The sequence below is a fragment of the Janthinobacterium sp. UMAB-60 genome, assembly GCF_900095235.1.
GTDB lineage: Bacteria > Pseudomonadota > Gammaproteobacteria > Burkholderiales > Burkholderiaceae_D > Janthinobacterium.
On sequence record NZ_LT607485.1, the window covers coordinates 369,230 to 384,182 of the forward strand.

Annotated in this window: 12 protein-coding genes; 4 read left to right on the forward strand and 8 right to left on the reverse strand. The window is 65.0% G+C overall.

Annotated features, from left to right (window positions below):
• Window positions 1–2: 2 nt before the first annotated feature.
• From K0F86_RS09645 to K0F86_RS09675, 7 genes are all read right to left on the reverse strand, one after another.
• Entirely contained in the window at window positions 3–2,444 is a 2,442-nt protein-coding gene (locus tag K0F86_RS09645; protein WP_219134172.1) for a heavy metal translocating P-type ATPase, read from the reverse strand.
• 10 nt (window positions 2,445–2,454) lie between these two features.
• The gene (locus K0F86_RS09650; RefSeq protein WP_219134173.1) at window positions 2,455–3,204 is read right to left on the reverse strand and encodes a sulfite exporter TauE/SafE family protein; all 750 of its coding nucleotides are present in this window, start codon (window positions 3,202–3,204) and stop codon (window positions 2,455–2,457) included.
• A gap of 9 nt (window positions 3,205–3,213) precedes the next feature.
• Window positions 3,214–4,662: an oxygen-independent coproporphyrinogen III oxidase gene (gene hemN, locus K0F86_RS09655; protein ID WP_219134174.1), complete on the reverse strand. Its 1,449-nt coding sequence runs from the start codon at window positions 4,660–4,662 to the stop codon at window positions 3,214–3,216.
• Between the two features lie 25 nt (window positions 4,663–4,687).
• Window positions 4,688–6,346 (reverse strand): PAS domain-containing methyl-accepting chemotaxis protein, encoded by a 1,659-nt coding sequence (locus tag K0F86_RS09660; protein ID WP_219134175.1) that lies wholly within the window; start codon window positions 6,344–6,346, stop codon window positions 4,688–4,690.
• Window positions 6,347–6,541: 195 nt separating this feature from the next.
• A complete protein-coding gene (locus tag K0F86_RS09665; protein ID WP_257572066.1) occupies window positions 6,542–8,602 on the reverse strand; it encodes an EAL domain-containing protein in 2,061 nt (686 codons plus the stop codon).
• A gap of 92 nt (window positions 8,603–8,694) precedes the next feature.
• Window positions 8,695–9,126 (reverse strand): inner membrane protein YiaA, encoded by a 432-nt coding sequence (yiaA, locus tag K0F86_RS09670; protein WP_219134177.1) that lies wholly within the window; start codon window positions 9,124–9,126, stop codon window positions 8,695–8,697.
• 84 nt (window positions 9,127–9,210) lie between these two features.
• On the reverse strand, window positions 9,211–10,158 hold the full coding sequence (locus tag K0F86_RS09675; RefSeq protein WP_219134178.1) for a DUF808 domain-containing protein: 948 nt from the start codon (window positions 10,156–10,158) through the stop codon (window positions 9,211–9,213).
• Window positions 10,159–10,349: 191 nt separating this feature from the next.
• Between K0F86_RS09675 and K0F86_RS09680 the strand changes: the two genes are divergently transcribed.
• The 3 genes from K0F86_RS09680 (at window position 10,350) to K0F86_RS09690 (ending at window position 13,331) form a co-directional block, all read left to right on the forward strand.
• A complete protein-coding gene (locus tag K0F86_RS09680) occupies window positions 10,350–10,991 on the forward strand; it encodes a LysE family transporter (RefSeq protein ID WP_219134179.1) in 642 nt (213 codons plus the stop codon).
• A 103-nt stretch (window positions 10,992–11,094) separates the two neighbouring features.
• On the forward strand, window positions 11,095–12,714 hold the full coding sequence (locus K0F86_RS09685) for a FecR family protein (protein ID WP_219134180.1): 1,620 nt from the start codon (window positions 11,095–11,097) through the stop codon (window positions 12,712–12,714).
• A 320-nt stretch (window positions 12,715–13,034) separates the two neighbouring features.
• Entirely contained in the window at window positions 13,035–13,331 is a 297-nt protein-coding gene (locus K0F86_RS09690; RefSeq protein WP_096232782.1) for a DUF493 family protein, read from the forward strand.
• On the opposite strand, the gene K0F86_RS09695 is transcribed toward K0F86_RS09690, so the two are convergent.
• Window positions 13,324–14,529 (reverse strand): multidrug effflux MFS transporter, encoded by a 1,206-nt coding sequence (locus K0F86_RS09695; RefSeq protein ID WP_219134181.1) that lies wholly within the window; start codon window positions 14,527–14,529, stop codon window positions 13,324–13,326. The genes K0F86_RS09690 and K0F86_RS09695 overlap by 8 nt on opposite strands.
• A gap of 115 nt (window positions 14,530–14,644) precedes the next feature.
• Between K0F86_RS09695 and K0F86_RS27435 the strand changes: the two genes are divergently transcribed.
• Window positions 14,645–14,953 (forward strand): winged helix-turn-helix domain-containing protein (locus K0F86_RS27435; RefSeq protein ID WP_257572067.1); only part of this gene is annotated, 309 nt, incomplete at its 3' end.

The following is a 14,953-nucleotide window of genomic DNA, read 5'->3' on the forward strand; positions in this document are numbered from 1 at the left end:
GTTCAGGCTTTCCGCAGGCGCAGGGCGTTGGCGATGACGACCGCCGAGCTGGCAGCCATGCCGACGCCGGACAGCCAGGGGTTTAAAAAGCCCAGCGCGGCGGCCGGGATGGCCGTCAGATTGTACAGGGTGGCCCAGCCCAGGTTTTCGCGGATGATGCGCATGCTGCGCGCGGCCGTTTTCGCCGTGTCGAGCACGGACACCAATTGGCTCGACAGCAGCACCGTGTCCGCATGCGCCTGCGCCAGCGCGGCACCGGAACCCATGGCAAACGAGACGTCGGCCGCGCTCAGCACGGCGGCGTCGTTGATGCCGTCGCCGACCATCGCCACGACGGCGCCCGTCGCCTGCAATTGCTGCACGAAATCGAGCTTTTCATCGGGCAGGCATTCGCCGCACGCCGTGTTGATGCCCAGTTCCGTCGCCACGCTTTGCGTCAGCGCTTCCTGGTCGCCGCTGAGCAACACGACTTGCTTGCCGCGCCGCTGGAAATACGCGACCACTTCACGCGCTTCCGGGCGCAGCGCATCGCTGAGCAGGAAACGCGTCAGCCAGCGCCCCTGCGTGCCCAGGTATAGCGGCGTCATGCCCTGCATGCCGACGGCCGTGTCGCCCAGCGGCGGCCCGGCGATGGCGGCGACAAAGGCCGCATTGCCCAGGCGGTAGCGCACGCCGTCGATCACGCCTTCGAGTCCCTGGCCCTGCACTTCCTGCAGGTTTTCCGCATGCGCGCGCGACTGCTGTCCTGGCAACCCTTCGGCGGCTGCCAGGATCGCCTGCGCCAGCGGATGGGCGCTGCCCGCTTCCAGCGCGGCGGCCACTTGCAGGCAGTCGTCCTCCGTCATGCTGCCGAGTCCCTCGATCTGTTGCAGCACGGGCCGGCCCAAGGTCAAGGTGCCCGTCTTGTCGAAGACGATGTGGGTGGCGCGGTGCAGGGTTTCCAGCACATGCGGCTGGACGATCAGCACGCCGCGTCGCAGCAGGCTGTCGGTGGCGGCCGCCAGCGCCGTCGGCGTGGCGAGAGACAGCGCGCAGGGGCACGACACGACCAGCACGGCAATCGCCACGGGCCAGGCCCGCGACGCATCGTGCCAGCTCCAGAAAGCGAATACGGCGACGGCAAACAGCAGCAGGCCCAGCACGAACCAGGCGGCCACTTTATCGGCCCATTGCGCGATCTGCGGCTTGCCGCTGCCGGCCCGTTCGATCAGTTTCAATAAATCGGACAAGGTGCTTTCGCGCGCCGGTTTCAAGACGCGCAGGATCAAGGCCGCGCTGGCGTTGATGGCGCCGCCCGGCACCTGTTCGCCCGTCTTGCGCCGCTGGGCCGCGCTCTCGCCCGTCAGCAGCGATAAATCGAGCGCGCTCGTGCCTTCGATGATGACACTGTCGGCGGCGATGGCCTCGCCCGGTTTGACTAAAATGATGTCGCCCACGTCCAGCGTACCGGCCGGCACCAGGGTGGTGGCGCGGTTGTCGGGAAAGCCCGCCATCAGCGAGGCCGAGGCGGGCAAGGCGTGCTGCAAGCGCTCCAGCGCCGAGGCTGCCTTGCGGCGCGCCTGCAGCTCGTAATAACGGCTGCACAGCAGCAGGAAGATGAACATCGTGGCCGAGTCGTAATACACGTCGCCACGGCCCGTAAAGGTCGCCACCACGCTGCCGAAGAAGGCCGCCAGGATGCCCAGCGCCACGGGCACGTCCATGCCCAGGGTGCGCGCGCGCAGGCTGGCCCAGGCGCCCTGGAAAAACGGCATGGCCGAATAGCAGATGGCAGGTAACGTCAGCAGCAGGCTGGCCCAGCGCATCAGGCTGGCCATACTGTCGTCCAGGGTGCCGTCTTCGGCGGCCAGGTAGGCGGGCGCCACGTACATCATCACCTGCATCATCGACAGGCCCGCCACGAACAGCTGGCGGCCCAAGGTCTTGCTGGCCTTTTGCAGGCGCTCGCCATGGCGCACGGCGTCATACGGATAAGCCGTGTAGCCGACTTGCCGCACGGCTTGCAGGATGTCGCCCGGCTCGCACTGCGCGCGGCTCCAGCGCACGTACAGGCGCTCCGTGGCGACGTTCAGGCTGGCGGCCTGTACGCCGGGCAAACGCGTCAATTGACGCTCGATCAGCCAGACGCAGGCGGCGCAGCGGATGCCTTCGACGGACAAGGTCGCTTCGCAGCTGCTGGCGTCGCGCGCGAATTGTGCATCGTCATTGCTGTACAGGCGCAATTCGGGCGGCATAAGGGTGGCATCAAACGCGTTGACGGCGTATTCGTCGCGGTCGCGGTAATACGCGCTCTGGCCGATGTCGACGATGGTTTGCGCCACCGCTTCGCAGCCGGGGCAGCACATGGCGCGCGGCAGCTCGTCGATGGTGACGTTCCAGCTGGAACCGCTGGGGACGGGCAAGCCGCAATGGAAGCAGGCGGACGGTTTTAACACAGCATTCATACGATTCTTTTCATGGATGGCCCGTGACGCACAGGGCGTCGAGCCAGCCCAGCGACACGCCATTCGCGGCGCGCAGCAGGCCCAGCAAGCCAAAGCCCAGCACCAGCAAACCGCTGGCGATGCGCACGGGACGGCGTTGCATCTGCGCGCGCAGGCGCGTGCCCAGCAAGCCCATGCCCAGCAGCATGGGCAGGGTGCCCAGGCCGAAGGCGCCCATGGCGGCCGCGCCTTGCAGCGCTGAACCCTGCAGCATGGCCGTCAGCAGGGCGCTGTAGACCATGCCGCACGGCACCCAGCCCCACAGGCCGCCCACGGCCAGCGCTTTGAATGGCGTATCCATCGGCATCAAGGGCTTCAACAGGGGGCGCACGCGGCGCCAGACGACGTTGCCGGCCGCTTCCAGGTGGGCCAGGCCGCGCCAGGCATCCATCAGGTACAGGCCCAGGGCGACGAGCATCAGGTTGGCCAGCCAGTAGCCAGCCACTTGCAGGGAAGCCAGGTGCAGCATGCCCGCGCCCGCCAGGCTGCCGGCCAGGGCGCCGGCCAGCATGTAACTGCCGATGCGCCCGCCGTTGTAGGCCAGCACGCGCAGCACGTTAGCCTGCAGCGCGGGGCGCGCCACGGCGATGGCGATCACGGGACGCGCTGGCGCACCGCCGCTGATCGACAGGGCGCCCACGATGCCGCCGCACATGCCGATGCAGTGCACGCTGCCGGCCAGGCCGACCAGGAACATGGGCACGAGGCTGAGGGCGTTCATCGGGCGGCGTTACACCGTTTTCGAGTAGCGCAGCGGCTGCACCGCGTCTGGCGCCGCGTTGGCGCGGGCCATGGTCAGGTAGCGGTCGAAGACCATGCAGATATTGCGGATCAGCAAGCGCCCTTTCGGCGTCACCGTCAGCCAGTCTTCCTCGATGACGAGCAAGCCATCGCGCGCCAGTTCGCGCAGCTTTTCCAGCTCGGCGGCGAAATAGCTGCGGAACTTCACGGGGTGGGCTTGCTCGATGGTGGCGATCGACAATTCGAAATTGCACATCAGCATTTGGATGATGATACGGCGCAACAAATCGTCCGTATCGAGCTTGATGCCGCGCGCGATCGGCAGCACGCCTTCGTCGAGCTTTTCGTAGTAGGCGTCGAGCGTCTTTTCATTCTGGCTGTAGACGGCGCCGACGGAACTGATGGCCGACACGCCGCAGGCGATCAGATCGGCTTCCGCGCGCGTCGAATAGCCCTGGAAATTGCGGTGCAAGCGGCCCTGGCGCTGCGCCACGGCCAGGTCGTCCGTCGGCTTGGCGAAATGGTCCATGCCGATGTACACATAGCCGGCGGCCGTCAGGCGCGCGATGCACAGTCCCAGCATGGCCAGCTTGGTGGCGCTGTCGGGCATGTCGGCGTCGAGGATGCGGCGCTGCGGCTTGAACAAATGCGGCATGTGCGCGTAATGGTACAGGGCGATGCGGTCGGGGCTGGCGTTGATCACCTTGCGCAGGGTTTCCGTCATCGTCTCCAGGTTTTGCTTGGGCAAACCGTAGATCAGGTCGATGCTGATCGAGCGGAAGCCGGCGTCGCGCGCCGCCTGCATGATGGCCACCGTTTCCGCTTCCGGCTGGATGCGGTTGACGGCTTTTTGCACGTCGGCGTCGAAATCCTGCACGCCCAGGCTGATGCGATTAAAGCCTTGCGCGCGCAGCGAAAACACGCGTTCGCGCGACACGGTGCGCGGGTCGATTTCGATCGAATACTCGCCGTCTTCATCGGAAGCGAACTCGAAATGCTGGCGCAAATGCAGCATCAGCTCATCCATCTGCTTTTCGCTCAGGTAAGTCGGCGTGCCGCCGCCGAAATGCAGCTGTTCGATCTGGTTCATGCCGGAAAACAGCTTGCCCTGCATGGCGATTTCCTGTTTCAGATAGCTGAGATAGGTGGCGGCCTTGCTGCGGTCTTTGGTGATGATCTTGTTGCAGGCGCAGTAGTAGCACAGGGTATCGCAGAACGGCACGTGCACGTACAGCGACAGCGGACGACGGCCGCCGCGCATGCGCAGCGCGGCCAGCGCTTCGAGGAAATTGCCGTAGCCGAAGTCGGCATTGAAACGGTCGGCGGTCGGGTACGATGTGTAGCGGGGGCCGGACTGGCTCATCTTGCCGATGATGACCGGGTCGAATTCGACGACGGCGTCCAGGTCGGCGGAAGCACTGCTGAGTAGTGTAGGCATGGTGTGTTTGTATGTCTTGAAAGGTTTAGGCGGCCAGGCGTTTCATGGCAGGTTTGCCGGCGTTCGCGGCGCCTCCCTTGCCGCCAGGCATGGCGACGCGGCGCGGTGGCGGCATCTTGCCGAAATTGAACAGACTCACGGCTTGCGACAGGCTGGCCGCTTCTTCCGCCAGGCGCGTGGCGGCCGCGGCGGCTTCTTCCACCAGGGCCGCGTTTTGCTGCGTCACCTGGTCCATGTGGGCGATGGCCTGGTTGACCTGGTCGACACCGATGCTCTGTTCGCGCGAAGCGATGGAAATTTCCTGCATGATGGCAGTGACTTGCTTGACGGAACTGACCACCTGCTCCATGGTGGCGCCGGCGCGGTTCACCTGCAGCATGCCGGCGCCCACCTTGCCGACGGAAATTTCAATCAGCTGCTTGATGTCCTTGGCCGCCACGGATGAGCGCTGCGCCAGGTTGCGCACTTCGCCCGCCACCACGGCGAAGCCCCTGCCCTGTTCGCCGGCGCGGGCCGCTTCCACGGCCGCGTTCAGGGCCAGGATATTGGTCTGGAAGGCGATGCCTTCGATCAGGCCGATGATGTCGACGATTTTCTTCGACGAGGTGTTGATCTCGTCCATGGTGGTGATGACTTCGGCAACGATCTCGCCGCCCTGCACGGCCACTTTCGAGGCGGCCACGGCCAGCTCGTTGGCCTGCACCGAGTTGTCCGCGTTCTGTTTCACCGTCGACGAGAATTCCTCGATGCTCGAGGCCGTCTCTTCCAGACTGGCCGCCTGCGATTCCGTGCGGCCCGAGAGGTCCATATTGCCGACGGCGATTTGCTTGGTGGCGACAGCCATGGTTTCCACGTTGATGCGCACGTCGCGGATGGTGGCGATCAGGTTGCTGTTCATCTGTTGCAGCGCGCGCAGCAATTGCCCCACTTCATCCGTGCTGTCCGTTTCGAAACTGCCCGACAGGTCGCCAGCGGCAATCGCCCGCGCGCCGTTCAGGGCCTTGCCCAGCGGCTTGAGCACGGACATGCGCAAGGTGTACCAGAGGAAAACGTTGATCAGGAAGCCGAACAGGGTGGCGCCGAAGATGGCGTAATTGGTGATCTTGCCGCCGCTGGCGAACAGGCTGATGACGCACACCAGCAGTTGCAGACAGTTGACGATGGAGGTGGCGGCCCAGATGCGCAGGTTGAGCGACATGTGCGTCAGGTTGTGCAGCAGGTGCGCCAGGCCCGGACGCACGATTTGCCCGTTCTTGATGACGATATTGCCGCCTTCCTTGTTGCGGATGGCCGCGTAGGCTTCCTCGGTCGCCTTGACCTGATCCTTGTCGGCCTTCACGCGCACCGACATGTAGCCGATGGTCTTGCCCGCTTCGCGGATGGGCGTGACGTTGGCGCGCACCCAGTAAAAATCGCCGTTCTTGCAGCGGTTCTTGACCAGGCCCGTCCATGGCGTTCCGGCCTGGATCGAGGTCCACAGGTCGGCGAACGCTTCGGCCGGCATGTCCGGGTGGCGCACGATATTTTGCGGCGAACCGATCAGCTCTGCCTCGCTGAAGCCGCTGACCTGGCTGAAGTACGGGTTCACATACACGATATTGCCGTTCATATCCGTTTTCGACACGATGGCCTGATCGTCCAAGACGAGAACTTCACGGTTAGTCACTGGCAAATTTTGGCGCATGGTCGCGGCTTCCTGATCAGTTAAAGAGCTAATTGGTGAGTAAGACTTGCACGATTGCAAGAATGGAGATCAGTGTAAGGAGTCGCCTGCGCAAATTTATTGATGTAGATCAAAATCCTCCAGATTGGTCGTGCTTGCACGCATTTAGCGATAGCAATGCGGCATTGTTTTAAAGTTACTGGTTGCCGCTGGTGGCTAATCCACGCCCGCCGTCAGGGGCCGCAGGCCGCCCACGGCGTAGCCTTGCGCGTAGTCGATGCCCAGTTCGCGGATGACGGCCAGGGTTTCCGCGTTTTCCACGTATTCGGCCACCGTTTGCAGGCCCATCACGTGGCCGACTTCATTGATGGCCTTGACCATGGCGCGGTTGATGGCATTGGTGGCGATGCCGCGCACGAAGATGCCGTCGATCTTTAAATAGTCGACGGGCAGGGCCCGCAGGTAGCCGAACGAGGAAAAGCCGCTGCCGAAGTCGTCGAGCGAGAAGCGGCAGCCCATGGCCTTGAGCTGGCGCATGAACACTTGCGCCTTGGGCAGGTTGGCGATGACGGCCGTTTCCGTGATTTCAAAGCAGATTTGTTCGGGCGCGATCGCGTATTGCACGAACTGCGCCGTGATGTAGTCGTGCAGGCCGGGGTCGGCCAGCGACATGCCCGACAGGTTGACGGAATACAGCGCCGGTGCCCGGCGCCGGCTTTCCGCCAGCGCGGCCAAGGGCGGCAGGCTGTCGCGCACGCTCTGGATATGCTGGCAGACGGCGCGGATGACCCAGCGGTCGATGGACAGCATCATGTCGTAGCGTTCGGCGGCGGGAATGAATACACCGGGCAGTATCAGGTCGCCCTTGCCGTTGCGGATGCGAATCAGCACTTCGTCATGGTGTTCCTCGCTGTCGTGCAAGTGCACGATGGGCATGGCGTACAGGCGGAAATAATCGTGGGTGAACGCTTCGTTCAGGCGCGAGATCCACAGCATTTCGCCATGCCGCTGCGCCAGCATGACGTCCGACTCCTGGTACACGTGCAGGCGGTTGCGGCCCTGCTCCTTGGCCAGGTAGCACGCCTGGTCGGCGGCGCTCAGCAGCTCGCTCATGGACTTGCTGTCCTGGTTGATTTCCACGATGCCGATGCTCACGCCCAGTTCGAAGCTGCGTTCGGCCCAGGTGAAGGGGAATTCATGGATGGCCTGACGCAGCTGTTCGCCGATCAGGCGCGCATGGTCGAGCGGACAGTGGGGCAGCAGCACGCCCAGTTCATCGCCGCCCAGGCGCGCCAGGATGTCGCTGTCGCGCATCTTCCCCTGCAGCATCTTGGCCAGCAGCCGCAGCAGCACGTCGCCGGCGGCGTGGCCGCAGGTGTCGTTGATGACCTTGAACTGGTCCAGGTCCAGGTACAGCAGCGCATGCGCGTGGCCTTCCTGCTTGGCCGTGCGCAGGGCGCCAGCGACCAGGTGTTCGAATTCGCGCCGGTTGATCAGCTGCGTCAAGGTGTCGTGCGTGGCTTGCCACGACAGTTGCCGGCTTAATTTCCGTTCGTGGCTGACGTCGCGAAACACGATCACGGCGCCAAGGATCTCGCCGTCGCGCGACCAGATGGGAGCGGCGGAGTCCTCGATTGAAATACGCCGTCCTTTGCGCGTGATCAGTTGCGTGTGCGTGGATACGCCGATGGCCTGGCGCTGCTGCAGGCATTTCAGGGCCACGTGCTCGAGCGCTTCGCCCGTGTTTTCATCGATCAGCTGCAGCGTTTGCCGGATATCGAGGCCCTCGGCCAGTTGGCTGCTCCAGCCCGTTAATTGTTCCGCCACGCGGTTCAGGTAGCGCGTCTTGCCCTGTGGATCGGTGGTGATGACGCCGTCGCCGATGGAGCTGAGCGTCACTTCGGCCAGTTCCTTGCGTTCGGCGATCATCAGCTCGCGCGCCATGTGCTCGGTGATATCCCAGATGATGCCCAGCGTGCGTTCGGGCTGTCCGGCGTCATCCATGAAGATCCGCGCCTTGGCCGCCAGCCAGTGTTCGCTGCCGTCGGGCCAGATGACGCGGTATTGCAGCGCGTAGCCGCCGCGCCGGCGCACGCCGTCTTGCAGTACTTTGATCACCTTGTCGCGGTCGCTGGTATGCACGCTGTCGAGAAAACTGCGGAACGGCTGCGTCAGCGCATGTTCTTCCAGGCCCAGCAAGGCGGCACCCTTGGCCGACCAGATGACCGTGCCGTCGATGACCTGGCCATCGACGATGCGCGAATCCCAGATGGCCATGTGCGCTGCTTCCAGCGCCATCTGTAAACGTTTCTGCTGGTCGCCCATCATCCTCTCCCGACATGGATACAGAATAGATGCGCCGCTGCTGTTTAAGTTCCCGGCGTCTCGGCCGAGGTGGCGGGCGCGGCGCGTGCCACGTCACGCACATTCTTTTGCACGGCCACGGCGGAAAACAGGCTCAGCAGGAATGCCATGGCATAGAAACCCTTCTCGCTGTTCTGCAGGCTGGCGTTCCACAGGCCCACCGTCAATAACAGCAAGGCCAGCAGCACGGAAATCCAGCACAGGCCGAAATACATGCCCGTCACGGCGATGCCTTCCGCGCGGTCGCGCACGGATTTTTGCAGCGAGACGGCGGCGAACAGGCCATACATCAGGAGCGTAAAATAATAGCCCTTCTCATTGAGGGCCATGCCGGCGTTCCACAGGCCGGTCAAATAGGTGATGGCGCCGATCAGCAGTGCCGCCCAGGAGGCACCGATGAAGGCGCTGCTGGGACGTTGGATGGGGGAAGTCTGCATAGGGTCTCCATGGGCAGCGGGCGCCGCCGGCATGGCCGGGGCGGCAGGCACGGATGCGCCTGCCGCCCCATCAGACCAGAAAGCTTATTTGTTTGGCTTGATCATGCGCAATAAAGCCGACACGGCCGTGACGCCGGCCAGCACCAGGCCACCGGCGATGAGACCGGCCACTGCGTTGATCAGGCTGGGCGTGACGGCGGCCAGCACGGGGCCGATGCCGGCCACGCCGGCCACCGCTTCTTCCGCGTGGTGCAGCATGGCGCTGGCCCACGGCCAGCCGTGCGTCAAAATGCCGCCGCCGACCATGAACATCGCCAGCGTGCCCACCACGGACAGGAATTTCATCAGTTTCGGCGCCGCCGACACCAGCATGCGGCCAAATGCGCGCACGCCGTTCATCAGCGCGCCAGCGCCCTTGCGCGCGGCCAGGTAGAAGCCCGCGTCGTCGAGCTTGACGATGCCGGCCACCAGGCCATACACGCCCACCGTCATGATGATGGCGATGCCGACGACGACGGCCACCTGCTCGGCGAAGGTGGCCGTGGCCACCGTGCCGAGCGCGATGACGATGATTTCCGCCGACAAAATGAAATCGGTGCGGATGGCGCCCTTGATCTTGTCCTTTTCCAGCGCCACCAGGTCGACCTGCGGGTCGCGCAGCGCCTGCGCCAGCTCGGCCTTGTGGCTGTCGTCCGGATGCAGGTATTTATGCGCGATCTTTTCGAAGCCTTCGAAGCACAGGTAGGCGCCGCCCACCATCAGCAGTGGCGTGATGGCCCATGGCGCAAACGCGCTGATGGCCAGCGCGGCGGGCACGAGGATGGCCTTGTTCTTCAGCGAGCCGACGGCGACGGCCCACACGACGGGCAATTCGCGCTCGGCGCGCACGCCGGCCACTTGCTGCGCGTTCAGGGCCAGGTCGTCGCCGAGCACGCCGGCCGTCTTCTTGGCGGCCACCTTGGTCATCAGGGAAACGTCATCGAGGATGCTGGCGATGTCGTCGAGCAGGGCCAGCAGGCTGGAGCCGGCCATCTCAGCGCGCTCCCGCGGTGGTGGCAGGGAATAGTGCGGCGAGGAAAGTGTTGTTTTTCATGATGTTATTCTTGGTTGTACGGCAAGGGGTGACGTGGGTAAGGCATCCTTGCGATCTTACCCCAGGGATGGCCGGCAGGGCCGCACGGGCCGGGTTAAAATTGCTCCTCGTCAGCATTTTTGGACACCGCATGCATTTCGCCACCTGGATCACCTTTGTCATCGCCGCTTCCATCATCGCCATCTCGCCCGGCTCGGGCGCCGTGCTGTCGATGTCGCACGGCCTGTCGTACGGGGTCAGAAAGGCCAGCGCCACCATTCTCGGCTTGCAGCTGGGGCTGCTGGTGGTGCTGGGCATTGCCGGCGCCGGCGTGGGCTCTTTGCTGCTGGCATCCGAAGTGGCGTTCAATATCGTCAAGACGGTGGGCGCCTTGTATCTGATCTACCTGGGCCTGTCGCAGTGGCGCGCCAGGGTGGCCGTCACGGGCGACCTGCATGCCGACGCGGTGGTGCCGTCCATGGGCCGGCGCGTGCTGACGGGTTTTCTGACCAACGTGACGAATCCGAAAGGCATCATCTTCATGGTGGCGGTGTTGCCGCAATTCATCAGCCCCACGGCGCCGCTGTTGCCGCAGTTGCTGATCCTGGCCGTCACCATGTGCACGATCGATCAGATCGTCATGCACGGCTACGCTTTCCTGGCATCCTCGATGCAGCGCTTTTTCCGCGATGCCAAGGCCGTGAAGAAGCAGAACCGCTTCTTTGGCGGCTTGCTGATGGCCGTCGGCACGGCATTGTTCTTCGTCAAGCGCGGTGGCCAGGCGGCGTCCTAAGCCAGGTCAATATGCAAACAGTTGTAAGCCCGCTTGCGATGCCCGCATTATGCGGATGTAATCGATAGCAATCATCCTTGTACGTCTTGCCTGGAGCGCTGCCATGCGTCCTATCCTGTCTCTCCCCCTCTTGAACACCGTATGCGCCATGCTGCTGTCGTCGGCGTGCACCTTCGCCCTGGCACAGGACCCGCCTGCCCGCGTGGGGCGCATTTCCACCGTCGAAGGGCAGGTGCTGGTGCGCGCCGGCGATGGCGAGGCGCAAAACGCCCTGCTGAACTGGCCCGTCACGACGGATAACCTGCTCAGCACCATGCGCGGCGCGCTGGCGGAATTTCGCGTGGGCGCGGCCGCCGTGCGGCTCGATGGCGATTCCGAGCTGGAAGTGAGCGAGCTCGATGACGACAGTTTTAAATTGCACCTCAGCTATGGCACGGTCAGCGTGCGCGTGCGCAATCCCGACGCGCTGCGCGGCTTCGAGCTGACCACCGCCCAGGCGCGCGTGACTCTCGCCCAACCGGGCTGGGTGCGCATCGAGGCGGGGCGCCAGCCCGGCACCAGCGTCGTCAGCGTGCTCGACGGCGCGGCCGACGTGGATGGCGCGACGGGCAGCGTGACCTTGCGTGCCGGCAAGCGCGCGGAATTGACGGACGAGGAATTGCGCACGGGCGCCGTGCAGCGCGTGGCGTTTGACAATTGGCCCGAGGCCTTGCCCGCCGCCGTGCCGGCCTTGCGCTATGTCACGGACGATACCACCGGCTATGAAGAGCTGGACCGCTACGGCGCCTGGCAGGACGATGCGCAATACGGCCCGTTGTGGCTGCCCAGCGCGGTGCCAGCGGGCTGGGCGCCGTACAGCGACGGGCGCTGGACGTGGATCGCGCCGTGGGGCTGGACCTGGGTCGACAATGCGCCGTGGGGCTACGCGCCCTCGCACTATGGCCGCTGGGTGCTGCTGGGCCAGCGCTGGGGCTGGGCGCCGGGGCGCGAGCGCGGCCGCGTGCCGTGGGCGCCTGCCCTGGTGGGCTGGGTCGGCGGCAATCACGGGACAAACCATGACCAGCGCCCCGGCGTCGGCTGGTTCCCCCTGTCGCCGCATGAGCGCTATGTGCCCGGCTATCGCGCCAGCGCCGAGTATGAACGCCGCATCAATCGCGTCGCCGAGGGGCGCCGCTCCGTGGCGGGTGAACGCGAACGCCGCGAAGGCATGACGATGCTGCCGGGCGAGCGTTTTGGCGGCTCGCGCACGGTCGATGTGCCGCGCCGCAACCGCACCACCATGCCGCCGCCCGTCATGCAAAGCTTGCCTTTGAGCACGGCGCCTGCACCGGCGGGCAACTGGCAGCGTCCCGTTGATGCGCCGCGCGGCGACCGGGAACCCCGGCGCGACTGGGTCAACCGTCCCGGCCGCCTGCAGACGGACGATGGCCAGACGCAGATGGCGCCGCGTCCCATGCAGCCGAACCGGCCACCCGTGCCGGCCCAGCCGCAGCAGCCGCCGATGCCGGCCCAGCCCCTGATGCCAGCGATGCCGGCCTTGCCGCCCGTGCAAGACCAGGTGGGTCGCCCCGGGTGGCGTGGCGAAGAACGGCCGCGCGCCGAGCGGCCGCAGCCGCGTCCCGTCAGCGAACGCAGCGGGCCGCCACGTGAACGCAGTAATGACAGAGTCAACGAGCGCGGCGGTCCCGGCCGCAATGACCGGACGCAGGAAGCGGAGCGTTGACGGCCGTGCCGTCTGTCGCGCCGTAGCGACGTTCAGGCCGCGAAAGGCGCAGTTCGTCACATGCCGGAGGTAAAGCCGGCGTAGTTTGCTTACAGTACGACCACTGCTTATCCTCCAAGTGACAGCACGACTTTTCCGGCTATTTTGTCTAAACGAAATAGTTTTCCGCCAGCTTACTCAGCTGGCTTTTTTTTGCCTTGCCGTATGCGCCATGGCGGCGGGCGCATGCGCCCCCAAAGTTGGCTACAATACGCTTTTATGCAGCCGTCGCGCGATGTATGCTGCGCCGCCTGTCCTGACCGGCACTGATTGGATTTCCCATGCAAACCACCCCTCCCACCGAACACATCATTCCTCCCAGCGAATCGCTGATCGAATACCCGAGCGACTTTCCCATCAAGATCATGGGTCCGACGCACGTCGATTTCGCGCCCACCATGCTGGAACTGGTCATCAGCCATGATCCGACCTTCCACGAGGGCCGCATGGAAGAGCGTCCATCGCCCAAGGGCAATTACACGGGCCTGACCGTGACCGTGCGCGCCATCAGCCGCGAGCAGCTCGACGCCCTGTACATGGCGCTGTCGGGCCACCCGATGGTCAAGATCGTCATGTAAGGCTGGCTGCCGCCACGCTGGCCCGGCTCTTCGTGAGCAGCCAGACGGCGGCAAAGGCGCCACTGGCCGCCGCCGTCACCCACAGCAGGGGCTTTTCGCTGCCGTCCGTGATGGCGGCGATGACGGCGCCGCAGGCGGCCGTGATCGCCATCTGCACGAAGAAGAACAGGCCCGAGGCGCTGCCCGCCTGGGCGCCGTACGGCTGCAGCACGGCCAGCTGGCAGGCGGGAATCGCCATGCCCACCGACACCATCACCAGCAGCATGGGCGCCACCAGCGAGGCCACGTGCTGCGGCGCCAACGTACCCGCCAGCAACAGGCTGGCCGCCCCCGCCACATTCAGCAGCACCGCCACGCCCAGCATGTGATCGGCGCCCAGGCGCGGTCCCAGCGCGCGGAACAGGCTCGACCCCGCGATATAGCCGCTCACCGTCAGCCCGAACACCAGCGCATACGCGCCGGGCGACAGATGCATGCCCCTTTGTAACAGCACGGACGATTCCGCGATGAACGGGAAATACGTGCAATACACGCAGCCGATGGCCAGCGCATAGCGCAGGAAATATCTGTCGCCCAGCAGGCGGCGGTACAGCACCAGGGTATTGCCCTGTGGCACGATGCTGGCCGGCCTGGTTTCCGGCACCCAGGCGGCGATCAGCCACAGCGACAGCGCGCCCAGCACGCACAGCACGCCAAACACGGCGCGCCAGCCGAACGCCGCGTCGAGCACGCTGCCGGCCAGCGGCGCCAGGATCGGCGACAGGCCCATCGCCATCGAGATTCTGCCCAGCATGCGCGCCTGCGTGGCGGGATCGAAGCGGTCGCGCACCATGACCCGGCCGATGATGGTGCCGCTGCAGCCGCCGAACGCCTGCAGCACGCGCGCGGCGATCAGCACGTGCACATCGCTGGTGACGGTGCAGACGATGCTGGCGAGCACAAAAATACCCGTGCCGGCCAGCAGCACGGGACGGCGTCCGTAGCGGTCGGCCAGCGGCCCGCAGGCGAGCATCGAGGCGGCCGAGCCGGCCATGAACAGGCTCAGGGTCAGTTGTAACTGGGCATCGCTGGCATGCAGGGCATCGGCCATGGCCGGCAGCGAAGGCAAATAGATGTCGATGCTGATGCGCGACAGGCAGACCAGCAGCAGCACGATGCCGCCCCAGGCCCACAGGGGAAGTGTTGTTCGTTGATTCATGTTTTTCGGTATGCAAGAGATGGCAGACGCACCAGAACGGTGAGAGTAGGATGGTTGTGGTGTAATGCGAAGTGCCAGTCATCAGAAAATTCATTGGACCACTTGGACGATCATCATGCCGCGAGGAAAATCACCGCACGCCCTGGACTTGCCCCGTCCCACCAGCTGGCTCGACAAGGCGGGCGTCAACAAGCAGGATGGCGCATATGAAGCGCTGCGCTCGGCCATCCTGACGAAGATGCTGCCGGCGGGCAGCCGGCTGCCGTCGAGCCGCACCCTGGCCGAGCGGTGGGAGTTGTCGCGCGGCACCATCGAAACCGTGTTCGACCGCCTGCACGCGGAAGCGTACGTGACGCGCGTGCCCGGTTCCGGCACGCGCGTGTGCGCCGTGGTGCCGGAACGCTTCTTGATGGCGGGATTTACA